This is a genomic window from Pseudomonas sp. ICMP 10191 (assembly GCF_001467335.1).
Classification (GTDB): domain Bacteria; phylum Pseudomonadota; class Gammaproteobacteria; order Pseudomonadales; family Pseudomonadaceae; genus Aquipseudomonas; species Aquipseudomonas cerasi.
The window spans coordinates 1-19,663 of record NZ_LKGW01000079.1 but is presented as its reverse complement, the minus strand read 5'-3'; the positions used below and the strand labels follow the sequence as shown (position 1 = coordinate 19,663).

Genomic DNA, 19,663 nt, shown 5'->3' with positions numbered 1-19,663 from the left:
TTTCACGCTCAAACCACTCGACAAAAAGCCTGCTCAACCCCGCTGAAACACCCGAAACACGCCGTCCGCGATTTTTTTCGAGTTTTTTGCACTGCCGGGCTTTACAGCCTAAAAGGCGCTCCGTATAGTGCGCGCCATCGGCAGGTTGATGCCTTCCGATACTGCCCAGATGGTGAAATTGGTAGACACGCCAGCTTCAGGTGCTGGTGACCGCAAGGTCGTGGAAGTTCGAGTCTTCTTCTGGGCACCAATTCAGGCAACAGACTACAACAGTCTCAAGCCTCACAAAAACCCGCGAAAGCGGGTTTTTGCATTTTCAGGTTTTGATTATTAAATCAAAACAGGGGTTTACAGAGCAAAATGATCGCCGTATAGTGCGCCCCATCAACGGCGCAGACGCTGCTGATGCTGCCCAGATGGTGAAATTGGTAGACACGCCAGCTTCAGGTGCTGGTGACCGCAAGGTCGTGGAAGTTCGAGTCTTCTTCTGGGCACCAATTCAGGCAACAGACTACAACAGTCTCAAGCCTCACAAAAACCCGCGAAAGCGGGTTTTTGCATTTTCAGGTTTTGATTATTAAATCAAAACAGGGGTTTACAGAGCAAAATGATCGCCGTATAGTGCGCCCCATCAACGGCGCAGACGCTGCTGATGCTGCCCAGATGGTGAANAAAAACCCGAGCCAATGGCTCGGTTTTGTGCTTTCAGTGGTTTGAACTTTCCGGGGTCTGAAAGTGTTATGACCCTGCGCGTGTACAGCGCCACATTAGGTGGCGCCCTACGAAAGCCTCAAGCCCTGAATTGCCCCAGGCTCGCCTTCAACTGCGCAGCCAGTCCGTTGAGCACTTTGCCACTGGCGGTTGTTTCCACCACAGCCTTGGCAGCACGCTCGGCCTGAGCATGGATCACCTCTACCCGACCGCGCACCGCCTGGGCACCTTCAGCCTGATGAACGGCCGCCTTGGTCGCCAGACCAATGGCCGCATGCACCTGCTCGACGGAGGCCTGCACGGTCTGCTGCCGCTTGGCGCTGTCGCGTAATACCTCCAGCCCTTCCTTGGCCTGTCGGCCAGCGATGCCGATGGCGGCCACCGCTTCTTTTGCACCGCGCTGTAAGGCCACGATGTGTTCCTGAATATCACCCGTCGAGCTTTGCGTCTTGCTGGCCAGCGCCCGCACTTCGTCAGCCACCACGGCAAAGCCCCTGCCCGTTTCACCCGCGCGTGCGGCTTCAATGGCTGCGTTGAGTGCGAGCAAGTTGGTTTGCTCGGCAATACCGTGGATAACTTCCAGCACGACCTCGATCTGCTGGCTTTGCTGCGCCAGACGCTCAATGACCTGCGCACCGGTTTCAACCTGCCCGGCCAGCGCCTCGATCAAACCGCCGACCTGATTGGACGTGCGGGTGTTTTCATCGGTTGCCTGTTTGATATCGATCACCTGACGCAAGGCTGCCTGCATCGCCTGGCTTTCCGACTGCGCCTCGTCGGCCATCTGCTCCAGCGCTTTCAGACTGGCCGCCACTTGGTCCCGCTGCAATTCGGCCGCCGCATCGGCACCGGCGTTACGCTCGCTCATGACACCGATTTCCTGCCCGGTGCGCTGCGCCACCTCGCCCGCCTCACGAACGATAGGCTGCAACTTGTCGATGAAGCGGTTGACCGCCGCCGACATGTCGCCAATCTCGTCGTTGCTGTCCAGCTTGACGCGCTTGGTCAGATCGCCCTCGCCCGCCGCCAGGTCATTGAGTGCCGCGATCAGCAGATGCAGCTTGCTGACGACCCGACGCCCGAGCACCACCGCCAGTAACAACAATACACCCAGGCCGACCAGGGCCAGACCCATGCCGATTCTCCAGCGCAGCGTTTCGGCAGCTTCCTGAACCGCCACACGCGTGTTGGCGGTCATTGCCGCTCCCGCCGCCTGAGCCGACTGCAGGCGCGTGCGTAGCGCGGCAGAGCTGTCCTTCGAGGCACTGGCAAGGCTGTCAGACACCAACTGCTCACCACTGGTGATCAGGGTCGCGAAACGCTTGTCCAGGGCAGTAAGATTCTCTTCGACCGTTGCCGTGGACACACCCATGCGCACCTTGCCGATCTCTACGCCGTTAGGGCTGATGGATGCCTCGACGTAATACACCGAAGGGTCGCTTTTCGCCGCATTGAGGACCTTGTCCATCGCCCGCTCGCCTTCGCCCTTGGCCAAAAGAGCCTTGACCAGCGGATTGTCACGGTTCATGTAACGCGTGAGGTGCTCACCTGCGGCGTCGTCATAAACGACGAACAGTACGTTGGGATTGCGCTGGGCACGGCGTGCGAATTCGGAAAGCGTTGGCGTGTCGTTGTCCCACATGGCACGCGGAGCAACGGCAGCCAGCAATTCGGCCATGTCGGTCGCGGACTCGCGCAGGTCTTTTTCCAGCGTGGCACGCAGTTGAGCCTGCTCTTCCTTCAGACGGGTAGAGAGCCCGACGCTCAGGCGCTGTCGAGTGCTGGCTGACAATGCATCGAGGCTCGATGTCACTTCGCTACTCGCCGACTCCAGCTCTGAGGACAGATGTTGCGAATCTACCCCCAGGCGGTTGGCGAGATCGGCCTCAAGCGCAGTGACTGTGCTCCGGGTAAGCGCAACCGCCACCACCACCTGCACCAAAAGAGCGATACCCAGCGCAATGAAGACCGGGCGCAGCAGACGGCTTTGCAATAGAGATAAGACAGCAGACACAGGAGAATCCCTCCACCCTCAGCGCCATTAAAATGATGGCACTTTTCTGTCATCTTTGTAGCAAGCGCCGTGCCGTGACACAAGTCTCACTTTTCTGAGCTTCCCTGCCGTTGGTGCGACAATAAAAAGGGCCGCACATGCGACCCTTTTTGGCACAGCTCGGTGACGTATCAGCCGAACGGATGACGCAGCACGATGGTTTCGTTGCGGTCAGGACCGGTCGAAATGATGTCGATAGGCGCACCCACCAGCTCTTCAACACGCTTGATGTAAGCGCGAGCGGCAGCAGGCAGCTCTTCGAGGGTCTTGGCACCCAGCGTGGATTCGCTCCAGCCTGGCATCTGCTCGTAGACCGGACGCAGGCCCAGATAGCTGTCAGCGTCGGTAGGCGCGTCGATGACGGCACCCTCTTCGTTCTCGTAGCCCACACAGATGTTGATGGTTTCCAGACCGTCGAGCACGTCCAGCTTGGTCAGGCACAGGCCCGAGATGCTGTTGATTTCGATGGCGCGACGCAGGATGACGGCGTCGAACCAGCCGCAACGGCGTGCACGACCGGTGGTGGCACCGAACTCATGACCACGCTTGGCCAGGAAGGCACCGACGTCATCGAACAGCTCAGTCGGGAAAGGACCCGAACCCACGCGCGTGGTGTAGGCCTTGGTGATGCCCAGGATGTAATCCAGGTACATCGGCCCAAAACCGGAACCGGTGGCAATGCCGCCCGCCGTGGTGTTGGAGCTGGTGACGTACGGGTAGGTACCGTGGTCGATGTCCAGCAGCGAACCCTGGGCACCTTCGAACATGATGTCCTTGCCGTCGCGACGCATCTCATGCAGCGCAGCGGTGACGTCGAGCATCAGCGGCTTGAGCATGTCGGCGTATTCCATGCACTCGTCGAGCGTCTTCTGGAAGTCGATGGCAGGCTCTTTGTAGTAATTGACCAGCACGAAGTTGTGGTAGTCGAGCAGTTCGCCCAGCTTGGCGGCGAAGCGCTCACGATGGAACAGGTCGCCGATACGCAGACCGCGACGTGCGACCTTGTCTTCGTAGGCCGGGCCGATACCACGACCGGTGGTGCCGATCTTGAACTCGCCGCGGGCTTTTTCACGCGCCTGGTCGAGTGCCACGTGGTACGACAGGATCAGCGGGCAGGACGGGCTGATGCGCAGACGCTCACGCACCGGAATGCCTTTCTCTTCCAGCTTGACGATTTCGCGCAGGAGCGCGTCGGGAGCAACCACCACACCGTTACCGATCAGGCACTGCACGCCTTCGCGCAGCACACCGGACGGAATCAGGTGCAATACGGTTTTCTCACCGTCGATCACCAGTGTGTGGCCGGCGTTGTGGCCACCCTGATAGCGAACTACGGCGGTAGCATGTTCGGTCAGCAGATCAACGATCTTGCCTTTGCCCTCATCACCCCATTGAGTGCCCAGGACTACGACATTCTTACCCATAACACTTGTCCTCATTCACGCAAACTTGGTGCCGGCGGCGGCCGGCAGGAATACTCAAGAAGCCAGCGGCATTACCTGCCAGTGCTCGCCATGCTGAATCAATTGCCGGTCACAGTCGGCTTCACGCGCGGCGCTCGCCTGCTGCCCAGGCAACGCCTGAACCACACGCTGACCTTCACTGCGCAACTGGCAAACCATCTGCCAGAGTGCCGCATCCGTACTGTCCGGCACCCAGATGCCACCAGACGGTAAGACGATTTCTGCCTGACCCAGGGTAACCAGGGTTTTCAGGTCGGTGGAAAAGCCGGTCGCCGGACGGGCACGACCGAAGTCGGCACCGATGTCATCGTAACGACCGCCCTGAGCGATCGACTGGCCCACGCCCGGCACGAACACCGCGAACACCACACCGGTGTGGTAGTGGTAACCGCGCAGCTCGCCGAGATCAAAGTACAGCGGCAGCTGCGGGAAACGCGTAGCCAGACGCTCGGCAATCGACAGCAGGTCGTCCAGAGCGGCCAGCACTGGCGCCGGTGCGCCGGCCAGACGATCGCGTGCGGCGTCCAGCACCTCACGACCACCGCACAGATCAACCAGTGCGCGCAGCATGGCGGCCAGCTCTGGCGGCAGATCGGCGGTGAGGGCAATCACTTCATCGATGGCCTTGCGCTGCAGTGCATCGAACAGCTGCTGCTCGACTTCACCCGACAGGCCGGCGGCACGCGCCAGACCGCGATAGATACCGACATGCCCGAGGTCCATGTGCACATCCGGCACATCGGCCAGTTGCAGCATGGCCAGCATCAGGCTGATGACTTCAACGTCGCTGCTCGGGCTCGCATCGCCGTAAAGTTCGGCACCCAGTTGTATCGGGCTGCGCGAGGACGACAGCGCGCGCGGCTGAGCGTGCAGAACGCTGCCCGCGTAGCACAGACGGCTCGGGCCTTCACGTTTCAGGGTGTGAGCATCGATACGTGCAACCTGTGGCGTGATGTCGGCGCGAAAGCCCATCTGCCGGCCCGATTGCGGGTCAATAACCTTGAAGGTACGCAGATCCAGATCCGAACCCGCGCCAGTCAGCAGCGACTCGAGATACTCGATATGCGGGGTGACGACAAACTCATAGCCCCAGCTCTGAAACAGATCCAACACCTGACGGCGCGCTACTTCAATGCGCGCCGCTTCCGGTGGCAGTACTTCTTCGATGCCATCTGGTAGCAGCCAGCGGTCGACCGTTGCCATTACGCCATTCCCCTGTGATCCAGGCGGCCAGCCTACAGGCCGACCTTGAGTGAAGCAGAAAGTGGTGCGCCGTATGACGGGCACGACAAATGCCCGAGACAGGCCTTGCAGACCACTTTCCTCGAAAAATCTTGCCGCGTTCCGATTCAGATACGGCCAATCAATCGTGCAGACGCAAAAAAGCCGGGAATTTCCCGGCTGCCGCATGATACACACGTTTCACCGTACGTTCACCCCACCGGGCGGTTTTGCCGCCCGGCGGGTGATTAATTACGGCTTGGCTTTTTCCATGTAGCGAAAGAATTCGCTGTTCGGATCAAGCACCATCACGTCGCTCTTGTTCGCAAAGCTTTCGCGGTAGGCACGCAGGCTGCGATAGAACGCATAGAACTCCTGGTCCTGACCATACGCCTTGGAGTAGATCGCGGCAGCCTGGGCATCACCATCACCACGCGCTTCTTCCGACTCGCGATAGGCTTCGGCCAGCAGCACACGACGCTGACGATCGGCGTCGGCACGGATGCCTTCAGCCAGCTCGTTACCCTTGGCACGGTGTTCGCGGGCTTCACGCTCACGCTCAGTGCTCATGCGTTCGAAAACGCTGCGATTCACTTCCTTCGGCAGATCGATGGCCTTGACCCGGACATCGACCACTTCGATACCCAGTTCTTTCTCGGCCATGCGGTTCAGCGAACCGGTGATGTCCGCCATCAGCGCGTCCCGCTCGCCCGACACGACTTCGTGCAGGGTGCGCTTGCCGAACTGGTCACGCAGGCCGGATTCCAGACGACGCGAAAGACGCTCGTCGGCAATCTGCTTGAGGCCGGAAGTCGCGGTGTAAAAACGCTCCGCATCCTTCACACGCCACTTGGCGTAGGCATCGACCATGACCGCTTTCTTTTCCAGCGTCAGGAAGCGCTGGGTCGGTGCATCGAGGGTCAGCAAACGACCGTCGAACTTGCGCACCTGGTTCACGTAAGGAACCTTCACATGCAGACCCGGCTGAACGTCAGCCTGGACCACACGACCGAATTGCAGCAGAACCGCGCGCTCGGTCTGGGACACTATGTAAAAGCTGTTCCAGGCGATGACCGCCAGTACCACGCCGACAATAAGGGTGATCAGTGATTTGTTACTCATCAGCGAGTCTCCCTGGTACGTACTTCACCACGCTGCTGAGCCTCATTCGCCCGGGCAGCGGCGGCAGCAGCGGCAGCATCATTGGCCGACTGCGATGGCGTACCTGAATTGGAGCCATTGCCGTTACTGCTGCGGCTGCTCTCGATCATCTTGTCGAGCGGAAGATAAAGCAGATTGTTCTGCCCCTTGTCGCCGGTCACGAGAACCTTGCTGGTATTGCTGAAGACTTCCTGCATGGTGTCCAGATACAGACGCTGGCGGGTAACTTCAGGAGCCTTGCGGTACTCGGCAACCAGCTTGGTAAAGCGATCCGCCTCACCCTTGGCGCGCGAAACCACTTCATCGCGGTAACCGTTGGCATCTTCGAGAATACGCTGAGCCTGACCACGGGCTTCCGGGATCACACCATTGGCATAGCTTTCAGCCTGGTTACGCGCACGCTGCTCGTCTTCACGGGCGCGGATCACGTCATCGAAGGCTTCCTGAACTTCACGCGGCGCGGCAGCGCTCTGTACGTTGACCTGAGTGACGGTGATGCCGGTACGGTAGGTATCGAGGAAACGTTGCAGACGCTCCTTGATTTCGCTGGCCATCAGTTCACGGCCTTCAGTCAGCACCTGATCCATCGCCGTGGAACCCACGACATGGCGCAACGCGCTTTCAGTCGCGTGCTGCAGGCTGATTTCAGGCTGGTCGACGTTCAGCACGAACGCCTGAAGGTCGCTGATCTTGTACTGCACGGTCAGCGGCACTTCGACGATGTTCTCGTCTTCGGTGAGCATCTGGCCCTGCTTGCTGTAGGCACGCTCGCGAGTCACGTTCTCCATGTACTTGCGATCGAACGGCGGGAAGTAGATGTTAAGGCCCGGGCCCACGGTCTCGTGGTACTGACCGAAACGCAGCACGACAGCCTGCTCTTGCTCGTCAACCACATAGATAGCGCTGTAAAGCCAGAAAGCGACCAGTACAACAAGCCCGATGCCGAGCAGGCCGAAGCCACCGCCCTTGCCTGAGCCGCCACCACTGCCACTGCTGCCGCCATCGCTGCCGCGTTTGTTACCGCCGCCGAACAACCCCTTCAGGCTTTCCTGCAGCTTACGGAAGGCCTCGTCGAGATCAGGTGGTCCCTTGCGGTCGCCGCCACGGCGTTTGCCACCCCAGGGATCTTGATTATTCGAGTTGCCACCCGGCTCATTCCAAGCCATAGCGCTCTCCATCTGATAAAGCAAAGACGCGCCCGCGGCGCGCCGACCAATGCTACAGAATGCTCGCGAAAGCCGTACAACGGCTTTCTCGTGCTTTTATTGCAAAGTGTGTTGCTCGATGAACTCCAGCGGCTGCAATCCTTCGCGACTCACCAGTCGATTGAGTTCAACGCGCGGCAGTCGTACGGCCAACACGCTGGCACCTTCCTCGTCATGCGTTTCGCTCTGCACCGCACCCAGCTCAAAGAACTGTGCACGCAGCCGGGCGAGACTTTGAGGCAGAAGCAGCGTGCCGACAAACAGGTCGTCGCCGAGCAATTCGGCGATAGCCTGCTTGAGCAGATCAAGCCCCCGACCATCACGGGCAGAAACCCAGACACGCTGCGGCTTGCCGTCGGCATCGCGCTGTATCTGAGGCTCTACGCCTTCAAGCAGATCGAGTTTGTTATAGACCTCGAGGATCGGCAAGCCCTCGGCTCCGATCTCGCCGAGCACGGCCATGACCTGCTCGATCTGCGACATGCGATCCGGCTCGTGGGAGTCGATCACATGCAGCAATAAATCGGAGTTGCTCGATTCTTCAAGCGTCGCGCGAAAGGCCTCGACCAGTTTGTGTGGCAGATGGCGAATGAAGCCCACGGTATCGGCCAGCACGATCGGACCCAGGTCATCGAGCTGCAGACGACGCAGGGTCGGATCGAGCGTGGCGAATAATTGGTCTGCCGCGAACACGTCCGAATCGGTTACCGAGTTGAACAGGGTCGATTTGCCGGCGTTGGTATAGCCCACCAGTGAAACCGATGGAATATCCGCGCGACGACGCCCGCGACGGGCCTGATCCCGCTGACTGCGAACCTTCTCCAGCCGTCCCTTGATCTGCCGCAGGCGAACCCGCAATAGACGTCGGTCGGTTTCGAGCTGGGTTTCACCCGGACCGCGCAGGCCGATACCACCTTTCTGTCGCTCAAGGTGAGTCCAGCCACGGACCAGACGGGTACTCATGTGCTCAAGCTGGGCCAGTTCGACCTGCAGCTTGCCTTCGTGAGTACGCGCCCGTTGCGCAAAGATATCGAGAATCAGACCGGTGCGATCAAGCACACGACACTCGAAAACGCGTTCGAGGTTGCGTTCCTGACTGGGCGTGAGGGTGTGATTGAAGATGACCAGATCGGCCTGTTCGGCCTTGACCTGATCGCGAAGCTCTTCGACCTTGCCAGAGCCGATCAGATACTTGGCCGAAGGCCGATGACGCGGCACGTTGATAAACGCAACGGTATCGGCACCGGCCGAGATGGCCAATTCCTGAAACTCCTGCGGATCTTCGCGCGCCTCAGGGTCCTGACCATCCAGATGAACGAGAATTGCACGTTCACCACCACTGTGGCGCTCAAAGAACAAGGCAGACTCCTATCAGGCGTTACCTGGCTCGGCGTCCGCGCCGTCAGCGTCTGTAGCGCTTGGCAGGCGGATCGGGCGAACCGGTACGACGGTGGAAATAGCGTGTTTGTAGACCATCTGGCTGACCGTGTTCTTCAGCAAAATGACGAACTGGTCGAAAGACTCGATCGTACCCTGCAGCTTGATACCGTTGACCAGATAGATCGATACCCCGACCTTCTCTTTACGCAAGGTATTCAGGTAAGGGTCTTGTAGCGAATGCCCTTTTGACATGTGCCGCACTCCTTTAAGGATCAATAAAATAATAAATCGAATTCGATTGGCTTACCGGCCACCCCCCAAGGATAGACGGCTATTGCAGGGACTCAGCTCAATATGGAGACCGATCCCAGGTATTTCAAGGCGCGCGACAGATTGTCGCTGGCCAGGCTGTCCAGCCAGTGCAAGTCGTCCCAGCTACGTAGCCAGGTGAACTGCCTTTTGGCCAGCTGGCGCGTCGCAATGATGCCGCGCTCCTGCATTTCATCCCGCGTCAGTTTCCCATCCAGGTGATCCCAGACCTGGCGATAACCGACAGCTCTTATCGATGGCAACCCTGAATGCAGATCACCTCTTGAGCGCAATGCCAGTACTTCGTCCAGAAACCCCTGATCCAGCATTTGCTCGAAACGTAGCGCGATGCGTTGGTGCAGCACCTTGCGATCAGCCGGAGCGATGGCAAGGTTCGCAACAGTATAGGGCAATTGCTGGCGCCCTGATGCGGCTGCTTCGGTACTTTGCGCAGTTTGTTGCTCGCGGTGTGCCGTCATGCTCATTCCGCTGACGCGATACACCTCGAGTGCCCTGATCAGCCGTTGCGGATCATTGGGGTGAATACGTGCCGCCGAAACGGGATCGACCACCGCCAGTTGATCGTGCAATGACTGCCAGCCGAAGGCCTTTGCATCCGCCTCAAGCTGCGCCCTGACCTGCGCATCGGCCGCCGGCATATCCGCCAGCCCGTCCAATAGAGCCTTGAAATACAACATAGTGCCGCCGACCAGCAAAGGAATATTTCCGCGCGCAGTAATTTCCGCCATGGCCGCCAGGGCATCACTGCGAAAATCGGCGGCGGAGTAGCTTTGCGCCGGGTCGAGAATGTCGATCAGACGGTGAGGATATTCAGCCAGCTGAGCCTTCGACGGTTTGGCGGTACCGATGTCCATGCCGCGATAGACCAGCGCAGAGTCGACGCTGATCAGCTCGCAGGGCAGCACTTTGGTCAGTTCTATCGCAAGGTCGGTCTTGCCTGCAGCGGTAGGCCCCATGAGAAAGATGGCCGGAGGTAAAGCGTTCATTCATTGACCGCGCAGGAATAATTTATCCAGATCATTGAGACCCATCTGGGTCCAGGTAGGACGACCGTGGTTGCATTGCCCGCTGCGCTCGGTGTTTTCCATGTCACGCAGCAGGCCGTTCATTTCCGGGATGGCCAGACGCCGATTGGCGCGAATCGCGCCGTGGCAGGCCATGGTCCCGAGCAACTCGTTCATGTGCGCCTGCACCCGGTCGCTGGTGCCGTATTCCATGAGGTCGGCCAGCACATCGCTGACCAGCCGGTTGGCTTCGGCCTGCTTGAGCAACGCGGGGATCTGGCGGATCGCCAGGGTTTCCGGGCCGAGCCGTTGAAGCTCGAAGCCCAGGCGCTGGAAGGTCGCAAGATGCTCTTCGGCGCAGTCCGCTTCACGCTGGCTGACCGCAATGGACTCGGGCACCAGCAATGGCTGGCCGCTCAAACCTTCGTTGGCCATGGCTATTTTCAGGCGCTCGTACATGATCCGCTCGTGAGCGGCGTGCATGTCCACCAGCACCAAGCCGTGAGCGTTTTCAGCAAGGATGTAGATACCCTTGAGCTGCGCCAGCGCATAACCCAGTGGCGGAATATCCCCGGGCGATTCAGGCAGCGACGCGGGCGCAGCACTGGGCAGCGGCGCGAAGAATTCACGATAAGCACTTTGCGCTTCGGCCACCGGCACGCCAGCGGTGGGCCGAGGCGTGTATTGATACTGATAACCGCTGCCAGCGCCGCCACCGGCAGCAGGCCGGGCAAACGACTCGCCCTGGGGCTGCTCCAGCACATTGTTGGCCAGACGCATTTCACCCTGCGGCCCGAATTCGCCCGCTTCAGGCCCGCTCGGGCGTGTCTCGGCGACAACCGGCACGAGCTGATTTTCAGGGCGCACATCGCCCAGCGCGCGGTAGAGGGTGCCATACAGAAAGTCGTGCACCATGCGCCCGTCGCGGAAGCGCACTTCGTGTTTGGTCGGGTGAACGTTGACGTCCACAGCGGCCGGATCGACCTCGAAGAACAGCACGAAGGTCGGATGACGGCCATTGAACAGCACGTCGCGATACGCTTGACGCACTGCGTGGGCGACCAGCTTGTCGCGCACTGCGCGGCCATTCACGAAGAAATATTGCAGGTCGGCCTGGCTGCGCGAAAAGGTCGGCAGCCCGACCCAGCCCCACAGATGCAAACCATTGCGCTCGATCTCGATAGGCAGCGCCTGCTCCAGAAAGCCAGGCCCGCAGATTGCCGAGACACGTCGCGCCCTGGCGGTGTCGTCATGCGCTTCATGCAGGCTCAGCACGGTCTTGCCGTTGTGACGCAGGTGGAAGGCCACGTCGAAACGCGCCAGCGCCATGCGCTTGATGACTTCCTGCAAATGATCGAATTCGGTTTTTTCGGCTTTCAGAAACTTGCGCCGGGCCGGCGTGTTGAAGAACAGGTCGCGCACTTCAACGGAGGTGCCTACCGGATGCGCGGCTGGCTGCACGCGCGGCGCCATGTCCCGACCTTCGGTTTCGACCTGCCATGCCTGATCGGCGTCGCGGGTGCGGGAGGTCAGCGTCAGGCGCGCTACGGAACTGATCGAAGCCAGCGCTTCGCCGCGAAACCCAAGGCTCATGACCCGCTCGAGGTCTTCCAGGTCGCGAATCTTGCTGGTCGCGTGACGTGCCAGCGCCAATGGCAGATCGTCCGAAGAGATACCGCTGCCATCGTCACGCACTTTCAACAATTTGATACCGGCCTGCTCGACGTCAACATCAATGCGCCGCGCGCCGGAATCGAGGCTGTTTTCCAGCAGCTCCTTGATCACGGAAGCCGGGCGCTCGACGACTTCGCCCGCCGCAATCTGGTTGGCCAGACGCGGACTGAGCAGTTCAATGCGCGCTGCGTTCAGGGCAGTCTGAGCGTTATCGGCTTCGGCGCCGTCGAGCAGGAGATCGGTCATTACTGAGTCGCCACCTCGGAACTTGGGATACGCAGGTCCTGGCCGATCTTCAATTCATCCGACTTCAGATTGTTGGCGCTGCGCAAGGTGGCGATGCTCATGTCATAGCGCGCAGCGAGCATGGCCAGGGTTTCGCCGGAACGAACGACATGATTGCGCGGCCCCTGGGCCAGCTTGCCGTTGTCACGCAGCCAAGCGATATAAGTGCCCTGCGGCGGGTTCTGCTGGAAGAACTGCTTGACGCCCGACGTGATCGAACGCGCCAACGCCTGTTGATGCGACGCCGAACCGAGCTTGTTGGCCTCGTTGGCATTGGAGATAAAGCCGGTTTCCACCAGAATCGACGGGATATCCGGCGACTTGAGCACCATGAAGCCCGCCTGCTCGACACGTGACTTGTGCAGCGAGGTCACGCGGCCAATATTGCTCAATACCTTCTGACCAACGTTCAGGCTCGACGACAGCGAAGCGGTCATGGACAAGTCCAGCAACACACCCGCGAGCATGCGGTCCTTGTCATCCAGGCTGACAGCGCCAGCACCACCGATAAGGTCGGAACGGTTTTCACTGTCCGCCAGCCAGCGTGCAGTTTCGGAAGTGGCACCGCGATCGGACAGGGCGAACACCGATGCGCCGAACGCCGCAGAGGACGGGGCGGCGTCGGCGTGGATCGACACGAACAGGTCGGCGCCCTTGGAACGGGCGATCTCGGTACGTTTGCGCAGCGGAATAAAGTAGTCGCCGGTCCGCGTCAGTTCGGCGCGGTAGCCTTTCTCGGCATTGACCTGGCGCTGCAGCTCCTTGGCAATCGACAGCACCAGGTTTTTCTCTTTCTGACCGGCACCGCCCGAGGCACCGGGGTCTTCCCCGCCGTGCCCGGCATCGATCACCACGACGATGTCGCGCTTGCCGTTCGGCACCGGGGTCAGCTTGATTTCAGGCTTGGCCGGGCTGACCGGGACAGCAGGAGCGGTGTTGGCGGCGGTATCCGGAATGACCGGTGTCGGATTGGCATCGGCGGCGTTGTCGTACAGGTCGACCACCAGACGGTTGCCGTATTGCTGATTCGGCGCCAACGTGAAGCTCTTCGGGGTCACCCCCTTTTTCAGGTCGATGACTACGCGCAGGTCGGTAGGCGTGCGCTGCGCAGAACGCATGCTGCTGATCGGCGTATTGGCCGTCGGTACGTTCAAGGGGCCGCCAAGCGTCGCACCATTGATATCGATCACCAGACGGTCAGGCGAAGTCAGGGTAAACAGGCTGTGCTGGACTGGCCCGGACAGGTCGAATACCAGACGTGTGTTGTCCGGTGCTCGCCATAAGCGGACACTTCGTACTTGCGTAGCGGCAACCGCCTCGACAGCCAGGGCCATCAACAGCAGACCAACTACAGTAACCAGCGCGCGCATGCGCATACCTAACCCCATATCTATTTGAATTCCAAAGCCAAAGTGGCACACCAACGTTCGCCACGCGAGCCCAGCGGGCTCAATATCACGGAACGACCTTCTCCGTGCGGCCCAATGGTAATGGTCAGGTCGGGCTTTGGCAAAAAGCCTGCACCACGCTGGGGCCATTCAATCAGACAAAGTGCGTCGCCGTCGAAGTAATCACGCACACCCATGTACTCGAGCTCTTCCGGATCGACCAGCCGGTAAAGGTCAAAGTGAAACACCTTTATCGCGCCGATTTCGTAAGGTTCGACCAGCGTGAAAGTAGGACTCTTGACGGCCCCGACATGCCCGAAGCCGCGAATCAATCCCCGCGAAAGCGTGGTTTTTCCAGCGCCCAGATCGCCATCCAGAAAGATGACACCAAGGCCTTCTGTCACCTTGGCCAGGCGTGCACCAAAATCCATCATTGCCTCTTCGCCCACCACATGCAGCGTTAAATCAGACACGGTTGCAGCTCCTCCAGTAACTGACGAATGGCAGGAATAATATCGCTGGCAGCCAGCCCGCGACCGCCCTCACCGGCTTTCTGACCGGCGCTTGCATGCAGCCACACGGCAAGACAGGCCGCGTCGAAAGGTTTGAGGTGCTGCGCCATCAACGCGCCGATCAATCCGGCCAGCACATCACCCAGTCCTGCGGTGGCCATGGCCGGATGGCCGCGGTCGCACAACGCCAGTTGCCCGTGTGCATCGGCAATCAGACTGCCAGAGCCCTTGAGCACACAAACCGTGTCGAATTTACGCGCCAACGCCCGCACCGCAGCGGCCCGGTCAGCCTGAACGTCCTTGATGCCCACACCCAGCAAGCGTGCCGCTTCGCCCGGATGCGGGGTGATGACACTTCCTTTGGGCAGGCTGACCAGCCCGGCGGACAGCATATTCAGCGCATCGGCGTCCCACACCTGCGGACGATCCGCGTTGGCGGCCGCCGACAGCAGGCTGCGCCCCCAGGCCGCCTGCCCCAGGCCGGGGCCGACCACCAACACGCTGGCCGGCTCGATCAAGCCCATCAGTTGGTTGGCCGAGTGGATCGCCGCGCTCATGATTTCCGGCATACGCGTCAGAGCGGCCGGAACATGCTCGGGCCGCGTTGCCAGCGTCAGCATGCCTGCACCGCTGCGCAGGGCGCTTTCGGCGCTGAGCAACGCTGCGCCGCCAAAACCGTGATCGCCACCGATAACCAGAACCCGACCAAACATGCCTTTATGGGCGGTTCGCGGGCGTGCTGCCAGTTGCGGCAGGTTATGTTTATCGAGGCGCTTCGCGCTGAACGGCGCCTGCGCCACCAGCACCGGGGCTGCGCGCAGGTCGTCGAACATCAGCTCACCCACCAGATCTGCCGCGTCGCCCGTCAACAAACCCAGTTTGAGGCCAATGAACGTAACGGTCACTTCGGCACGCACCGCGACACCCAGCGTCTGGCCAGTATCTGCGCTCAAGCCGGATGGAATATCCACCGCAACGACGGGCAGACCGCTGTCGTTGATAGCGTTGATGGCCGAGACGTAGGGCTCGCGCACCTCGCCATCGAGACCGGTGCCCAGCAAGGCATCCAGTACGATACCGGCCAGCGGCTGTCCGGCCCATGCCTGAATATGAATACCGAAAGCCGCAGCATGCGCCGCAGCAGCATCACCGGTCAGTGCGGCCGGATCGCCGACGGCCAGCACCCTGACCTGCCAGCCGGCCTTGTGCGCCATGGCAGCCACCAGATACCCGTCACCGGCGTTGTTGCCCCGCCCGGTGAATACGGTCAGTTCATTCGCCTCCGGCCAGCGCCGAAGTATCGTATGCCATAACGCCTGCGCAGCGCGCAGCATCAATTCCAGGCCGGGTGTGCCGGCAGCAACCAGCCGTGCATCGAGGTCGCGGACCTGCGCAGCACTGTACAGCGCGTCGGGTAAATGAGGTTTAGTGTCGAACATGCGTCTATGGGCTCCGATGTCTGGCAGAATTATACGCACCTTGGTCCCGGTTTCTCTCTGCGCATGTCCGCTATTACTGCTGTACTTCCTAGTCCCGATGATCTCGCCGCCCTTGCCGTCTCAATCAAGGCGTGGGGGCGTGAGCTGGGCTTTCAGGAAGTCGGGATCAGCGGCCTGGACCTGGCAGAGCACGAACAGCATCTGCAACGCTGGCTCGATGCAGGCTATCACGGGGAAATGGACTATATGGCAGCCCATGGCAGCAAACGTTCCCACCCCGATGAGCTGGTCCCGGGAACGTTGCGCGTGGTGTCGCTGCGCATGGATTATCTGCCGGGCGACACCGAAATGGCGCAGCGCCTGACCGAGCCGGAAAAAGCTTACGTCTCACGTTACGCGCTGGGCCGTGATTATCACAAACTCATCCGCAAGCGCCTGCAGCAACTGGCCGAGCGTATTCAGCAGGCCGTAGGGCCGTTTGGCTTTCGAGCCTTCGTGGACAGCGCGCCAGTGCTGGAAAAAGCCATCGCCGAACAGGCCGGGCTCGGCTGGATCGGCAAAAACACGCTGGTGCTCAACCGTAAGGCGGGCAGTTTCTTCTTTCTTGGCGAGCTGTTTGTCGATATCCCGTTGCCGGTCGACGCACCTCATGCAACCGAGCATTGCGGGCGCTGCACGGCCTGCCTGGACATCTGTCCGACGGAGGCGTTTATCGGGCCTTATGTGCTGGACGCGCGCCGCTGCATTTCTTATCTGACCATCGAGCTGAAGACCGCGATCCCAGAAGAGCTGCGGCCACTGATCGGCAACCGGGTGTTCGGTTGCGACGATTGCCAGATCGTCTGCCCGTGGAACCGCTTCGCCCGGCCAACCGAGCAGAGCGACTTTCAGCCGCGCCACAATCTGGACAATGCAGGGCTGGCCGAACTGTTCCTGTGGGACGAAGAGAAATTCCTCGGCAGCACCGAAGGTTCACCACTGCGCCGGGCGGGTTATGAGCGCTGGCTACGCAACCTGGCCGTGGGGCTGGGCAACGCGCCCTCCACCATCCCGGTGATCGAAGCCCTGCACGCACGGCGCGACTATCCCTCGGAACTGGTCAGGGAGCATGTGGAATGGGCGCTGCAGAGGCATGGCGTGGCGCCGCTTTAAACCTGCAGGCGTGTGACGCGGAGCGTCACGAAAGGCATTCCCACGCTGGAGCGTGAGGAACGATAATTTTTCAACTATTGTGCCTGCGCCCTGCGTACGCCTCAGGGCTCGTCCTTGTAGACAAACTTGGGCATTTCCCAGCGGAAACGAATCGCTAGCAGGCGCAGCAGCAGGCCGCCGAACAGGGTGATCAGCACCGCTTGTTCGTTGGGCAGTTGCAGGTACTGACACAGCAGAAAACACCATGCAGCCAGAAAAGACACGCTGGCGTACAGCTCGCGGCGGAAGATCAGCGGGATGTCGTTGCAAAAGATGTCGCGCAGGATGCCACCGAAGACCCCGGTGATCACGCCGCACACTGACGCGATCAGCAGACCGTGCCCGGCCTCGAGCGCGGTCATGCAGCCGATCAGGGTAAAGGCCACCAGCCCCAGTGCGTCGAGCACCAGAAACAGTGAGCGCAGGTGGCGCATCAGTGGCGCAATGAAGATCGTCACCAGCGCCGCCACACTGGTCAGGACCAGGTATTCCGGGTGCTTGACCCAGGTCAGCGGGTAATGACCGATCAGCACGTCGCGCACCGACCCGCCTCCCAGCGCCGTGACGCAGGCGATCAGCACCACGCCGAACCAGTCCATCCCGCGCCGCCCCGCAGACAGGGCTCCCGTCATGGCTTCAGCAGTGATAGCGATCAGATAAAGCATCAGCAACATGGCGGCGACTCTGCGACAAAGGCGCGCAGTCTAACCAGCCGACCAACGCACTGAAAGAGTGCAGCGAAGATTATTCACTGCACGCGCGTCTCGATCAGGCCTTGATGAAGTGCTCACGATAAAAGCGCAGCTCGGCAATCGACTCGCGGATGTCATCGAGCGCCAGGTGGGTGCTGCCTTTCTTGAATTTCAGCTCGGGGGACCAGCGCGCCGCCAGTTCCTTGAGGGTCGAGACATCCAGATTGCGGTAGTGGAAGTAGTTTTCCAGCGTCGGCATGTGGCGGTACAGGAAGCGGCGATCCTGACAGATGCTGTTGCCGCAGATCGGCGAACTGCGCTCGGGGACCCACAGCTTGATGAACTCAAGGGTCTGCGTCTCGGCTTCAGCCATGCTGACGGTACTTTCCCGCACGCGCTGGGTCAGGCCCGAACCGCCGTGCTGGCGAGTGTTCCACTCATCCATCTTCGCCAACGTCTCGTCGCTCTGATGCACAGCGATCACCGGGCCTTCAGCCAGGGTGTTCAGCTCGCTATCGGTGATGATCGTGGCCATTTCGATAATGACATCGGTATCAGGGTCAAGACCGGTCATTTCCAGATCGATCCAGATCAGGTTCTGCTTGTTCTGCATGTGTCGACTCCTCAGCGTAGGCGCGCAGTTTAGCTCACCCTGCCGTGCTAGACTCCTGCCGATCCATCGTACTGCCTAATTCATCGGTTACATCACATCGGAACACCCATGGCCAAACGCCAACTCAATCGTCGTCAAAACTGGCGCATCGAAAAAATTCAGGGCGAGCGTGCTGCCCGTGCGGCAAAACGCGAGTCCGCTACGCTTGAAACACTCGAGGGTGGCGACCTCGGCCCTGAGCAGACGGGGCTGGTCATCGCTCACTTCGGCGTGCAAGTCGAAGTCGAGGCCCAGGAAGGCGAAGTGACCGGTCAGGTCTTCCGTTGCCACCTGCGCGCCAACCTGCCTGCACTGGTGACCGGTGATCGCGTCGTATGGCGCGCCGGCAATCAGGGCATTGGCGTCATTGTCGCGCAACTGCCCCGCACCACCGAACTGCGCCGCCCGGATTCACGCGGCCAGCTCAAGCCTGTGGCTGCCAACGTCGACCTGATCGTGATCGTCTTCGCGCCGATGCCCGAGCCGCATGCCAACCTGATCGACCGTTATCTGGTGGCCGCCGAGCATGCCGGGATTCGTCCTTTGCTGCTGCTCAACAAGGCAGACCTGATCGACGAACAGAATGCGCCCGCGCTCAACGCCCTGCTGGCGGTCTACCGCACGCTGGGTTATCCGGTGCTGGAAGTGTCCGCGCACCACGGTGACGGCATGCAGAGCCTGCAAAGTCAGCTTGACGGGCACATCAGCGTGTTCGTCGGCCAGTCCGGCGTCGGCAAGTCCTCGCTGGTCAACAGCCTGTTGCCGGAAACCGACACTCGGGTCGGCCCGCTGTCCGAAGTTTCCGGTCAGGGCACGCATACCACGACCACCGCACGCCTGTTCCACTTCCCGCGTGGCGGCGATCTGATCGACTCGCCGGGTATCCGTGAGTTCGGCCTGGGGCACGTCAGTCGTGCTGACGTAGAGGCAGGCTTCATCGAGTTCAACGACCTGATCGGCACCTGCCGCTTTCGTGACTGCAAGCATGACCGCGAACCGGGCTGCGCCCTGCTCAAGGGGCTTGAGGACGGCCGCGTGCAACAGCAGCGCATGAACAGCTATCGCTCGATCATTGCCAGCCTGCCGCAAGACAGTTACTGAGCACCGAANCGGCGTTTTTGTATCGGTTGCCGCTCAGTTCTGGGCTGGCTCGACCCGCAACTTGCCATCGTCAAAGATATTCAGCTTCTGCCGGATCTCGCGCGGCTGGGCGTAGGCCTGCGGGTCTGGCGGCGCCGCTGTCGAAGCCCCCGGAGCAGCGGGCAAGGCCGGTGCCGCCGGAGCTGGTGCGGGTGCTGCCGG

At 60.7% G+C, this 19,663-nt stretch carries 16 protein-coding genes, 2 tRNA genes and 1 pseudogene; 4 read left to right on the top strand and 15 right to left on the bottom strand.

Annotated elements, in window-relative coordinates:
* Positions 1–163: 163 nt before the first annotated feature.
* Both AO388_RS07275 and AO388_RS07270 read left to right on the top strand, forming a co-directional pair.
* Positions 164–250 (top strand) — tRNA-Leu (locus AO388_RS07275).
* Positions 251–410: 160 nt separating this feature from the next.
* Positions 411–497: transfer RNA gene (locus AO388_RS07270), tRNA-Leu, on the top strand.
* Between the two features lie 293 nt (positions 498–790).
* Here AO388_RS07270 and AO388_RS07265 read toward each other — a convergent pair.
* From AO388_RS07265 to AO388_RS07210, 12 genes are all read right to left on the bottom strand, one after another.
* Entirely contained in the window at positions 791–2,725 is a 1,935-nt protein-coding gene (locus AO388_RS07265; protein ID WP_058416242.1) for a methyl-accepting chemotaxis protein, read from the bottom strand.
* Between the two features lie 170 nt (positions 2,726–2,895).
* Positions 2,896–4,188, bottom strand: coding sequence for an adenylosuccinate synthase (locus tag AO388_RS07260; protein ID WP_003366319.1), 1,293 nt, complete (start codon positions 4,186–4,188; stop codon positions 2,896–2,898).
* Positions 4,189–4,242: 54 nt separating this feature from the next.
* On the bottom strand, positions 4,243–5,430 hold the full coding sequence (locus AO388_RS07255; protein ID WP_024663641.1) for an ATP phosphoribosyltransferase regulatory subunit: 1,188 nt from the start codon (positions 5,428–5,430) through the stop codon (positions 4,243–4,245).
* Positions 5,431–5,700: 270 nt separating this feature from the next.
* On the bottom strand, positions 5,701–6,570 hold the full coding sequence (gene hflC / locus AO388_RS07250) for a protease modulator HflC (protein ID WP_003366315.1): 870 nt from the start codon (positions 6,568–6,570) through the stop codon (positions 5,701–5,703).
* A complete protein-coding gene (hflK, locus tag AO388_RS07245; RefSeq protein WP_003366313.1) occupies positions 6,570–7,775 on the bottom strand; it encodes an FtsH protease activity modulator HflK in 1,206 nt (401 codons plus the stop codon). The genes hflC and hflK overlap by 1 nt, the downstream gene beginning before the upstream one ends.
* A 96-nt stretch (positions 7,776–7,871) precedes the next feature.
* Complete coding sequence (hflX, locus tag AO388_RS07240) at positions 7,872–9,173, bottom strand: ribosome rescue GTPase HflX (RefSeq protein ID WP_002551820.1); 1,302 nt, start codon at positions 9,171–9,173, stop codon at positions 7,872–7,874.
* A gap of 12 nt (positions 9,174–9,185) precedes the next feature.
* Positions 9,186–9,446, bottom strand: a complete 261-nt coding sequence (gene hfq / locus AO388_RS07235; protein ID WP_002551819.1) for an RNA chaperone Hfq — start codon at positions 9,444–9,446, stop codon at positions 9,186–9,188.
* Positions 9,447–9,538: 92 nt separating this feature from the next.
* A complete protein-coding gene (miaA, locus tag AO388_RS07230; RefSeq protein WP_003431938.1) occupies positions 9,539–10,510 on the bottom strand; it encodes a tRNA (adenosine(37)-N6)-dimethylallyltransferase MiaA in 972 nt (323 codons plus the stop codon).
* Positions 10,511–12,448: a DNA mismatch repair endonuclease MutL gene (gene mutL, locus AO388_RS07225; protein ID WP_058416241.1), complete on the bottom strand. Its 1,938-nt coding sequence runs from the start codon at positions 12,446–12,448 to the stop codon at positions 10,511–10,513.
* Positions 12,448–13,875 carry an N-acetylmuramoyl-L-alanine amidase gene (locus AO388_RS07220; RefSeq protein WP_201786900.1) on the bottom strand — a complete coding sequence of 476 codons (1,428 nt, stop codon included), beginning with the start codon at positions 13,873–13,875 and terminating at the stop codon, positions 12,448–12,450. The genes mutL and AO388_RS07220 overlap by 1 nt, the downstream gene beginning before the upstream one ends.
* A 2-nt stretch (positions 13,876–13,877) precedes the next feature.
* Positions 13,878–14,348 carry a tRNA (adenosine(37)-N6)-threonylcarbamoyltransferase complex ATPase subunit type 1 TsaE gene (gene tsaE / locus AO388_RS07215; RefSeq protein ID WP_003317192.1) on the bottom strand — a complete coding sequence of 157 codons (471 nt, stop codon included), beginning with the start codon at positions 14,346–14,348 and terminating at the stop codon, positions 13,878–13,880.
* Positions 14,336–15,826: a bifunctional ADP-dependent NAD(P)H-hydrate dehydratase/NAD(P)H-hydrate epimerase gene (locus tag AO388_RS07210; RefSeq protein ID WP_058416239.1), complete on the bottom strand. Its 1,491-nt coding sequence runs from the start codon at positions 15,824–15,826 to the stop codon at positions 14,336–14,338. The genes tsaE and AO388_RS07210 overlap by 13 nt, the downstream gene beginning before the upstream one ends.
* Before the next feature lie 63 nt (positions 15,827–15,889).
* Between AO388_RS07210 and queG the strand changes: the two genes are divergently transcribed.
* Entirely contained in the window at positions 15,890–16,978 is a 1,089-nt protein-coding gene (gene queG, locus AO388_RS07205) for a tRNA epoxyqueuosine(34) reductase QueG (RefSeq protein ID WP_058416266.1), read from the top strand.
* Positions 16,979–17,079: 101 nt separating this feature from the next.
* Here the strand turns inward: queG and AO388_RS07200 are convergent, their stop codons facing one another.
* Both AO388_RS07200 and orn read right to left on the bottom strand, forming a co-directional pair.
* Positions 17,080–17,691: a trimeric intracellular cation channel family protein gene (locus AO388_RS07200; RefSeq protein ID WP_003343002.1), complete on the bottom strand. Its 612-nt coding sequence runs from the start codon at positions 17,689–17,691 to the stop codon at positions 17,080–17,082.
* A gap of 94 nt (positions 17,692–17,785) precedes the next feature.
* Complete coding sequence (gene orn, locus AO388_RS07195; RefSeq protein WP_003366297.1) at positions 17,786–18,322, bottom strand: oligoribonuclease; 537 nt, start codon at positions 18,320–18,322, stop codon at positions 17,786–17,788.
* Between the two features lie 108 nt (positions 18,323–18,430).
* On the opposite strand from orn, the gene rsgA reads away from it, so the two are divergent.
* Entirely contained in the window at positions 18,431–19,462 is a 1,032-nt protein-coding gene (rsgA, locus tag AO388_RS07190; protein ID WP_003366295.1) for a small ribosomal subunit biogenesis GTPase RsgA, read from the top strand.
* Between the two features lie 33 nt (positions 19,463–19,495).
* Here the strand turns inward: rsgA and AO388_RS28495 are convergent.
* Positions 19,496–19,663: pseudogene (locus tag AO388_RS28495) on the bottom strand (flagellar motor protein MotB); the annotation flags it as partial.

Bases quoted from the DNA above. Each gene is read 5' to 3' on its own strand.
- AO388_RS07260 (WP_003366319.1), bottom strand. From the start codon at position 4,188: ATGGGTAAGAATGTCGTAGTCCTGGGCACTCAATGGGGTGATGAGGGC.
- AO388_RS07255 (WP_024663641.1), bottom strand. From the start codon at position 5,430: ATGGCAACGGTCGACCGCTGGCTGCTACCAGATGGCATCGAAGAAGTA.
- hflC (WP_003366315.1), bottom strand. From the start codon at position 6,570: ATGAGTAACAAATCACTGATCACCCTTATTGTCGGCGTGGTACTGGCG.
- hflK (WP_003366313.1), bottom strand. From the start codon at position 7,775: ATGGCTTGGAATGAGCCGGGTGGCAACTCGAATAATCAAGATCCCTGG.
- hfq (WP_002551819.1), bottom strand. From the start codon at position 9,446: ATGTCAAAAGGGCATTCGCTACAAGACCCTTACCTGAATACCTTGCGT.
- miaA (WP_003431938.1), bottom strand. From the start codon at position 10,510: ATGAACGCTTTACCTCCGGCCATCTTTCTCATGGGGCCTACCGCTGCA.
- mutL (WP_058416241.1), bottom strand. From the start codon at position 12,448: ATGACCGATCTCCTGCTCGACGGCGCCGAAGCCGATAACGCTCAGACT.
- AO388_RS07220 (WP_201786900.1), bottom strand. From the start codon at position 13,875: ATGGGGTTAGGTATGCGCATGCGCGCGCTGGTTACTGTAGTTGGTCTG.
- AO388_RS07210 (WP_058416239.1), bottom strand. From the start codon at position 15,826: ATGTTCGACACTAAACCTCATTTACCCGACGCGCTGTACAGTGCTGCG.
- queG (WP_058416266.1), top strand. From the start codon at position 15,890: ATGTCCGCTATTACTGCTGTACTTCCTAGTCCCGATGATCTCGCCGCC.
- AO388_RS07200 (WP_003343002.1), bottom strand. From the start codon at position 17,691: ATGTTGCTGATGCTTTATCTGATCGCTATCACTGCTGAAGCCATGACG.
- orn (WP_003366297.1), bottom strand. From the start codon at position 18,322: ATGCAGAACAAGCAGAACCTGATCTGGATCGATCTGGAAATGACCGGT.
- rsgA (WP_003366295.1), top strand. From the start codon at position 18,431: ATGGCCAAACGCCAACTCAATCGTCGTCAAAACTGGCGCATCGAAAAA.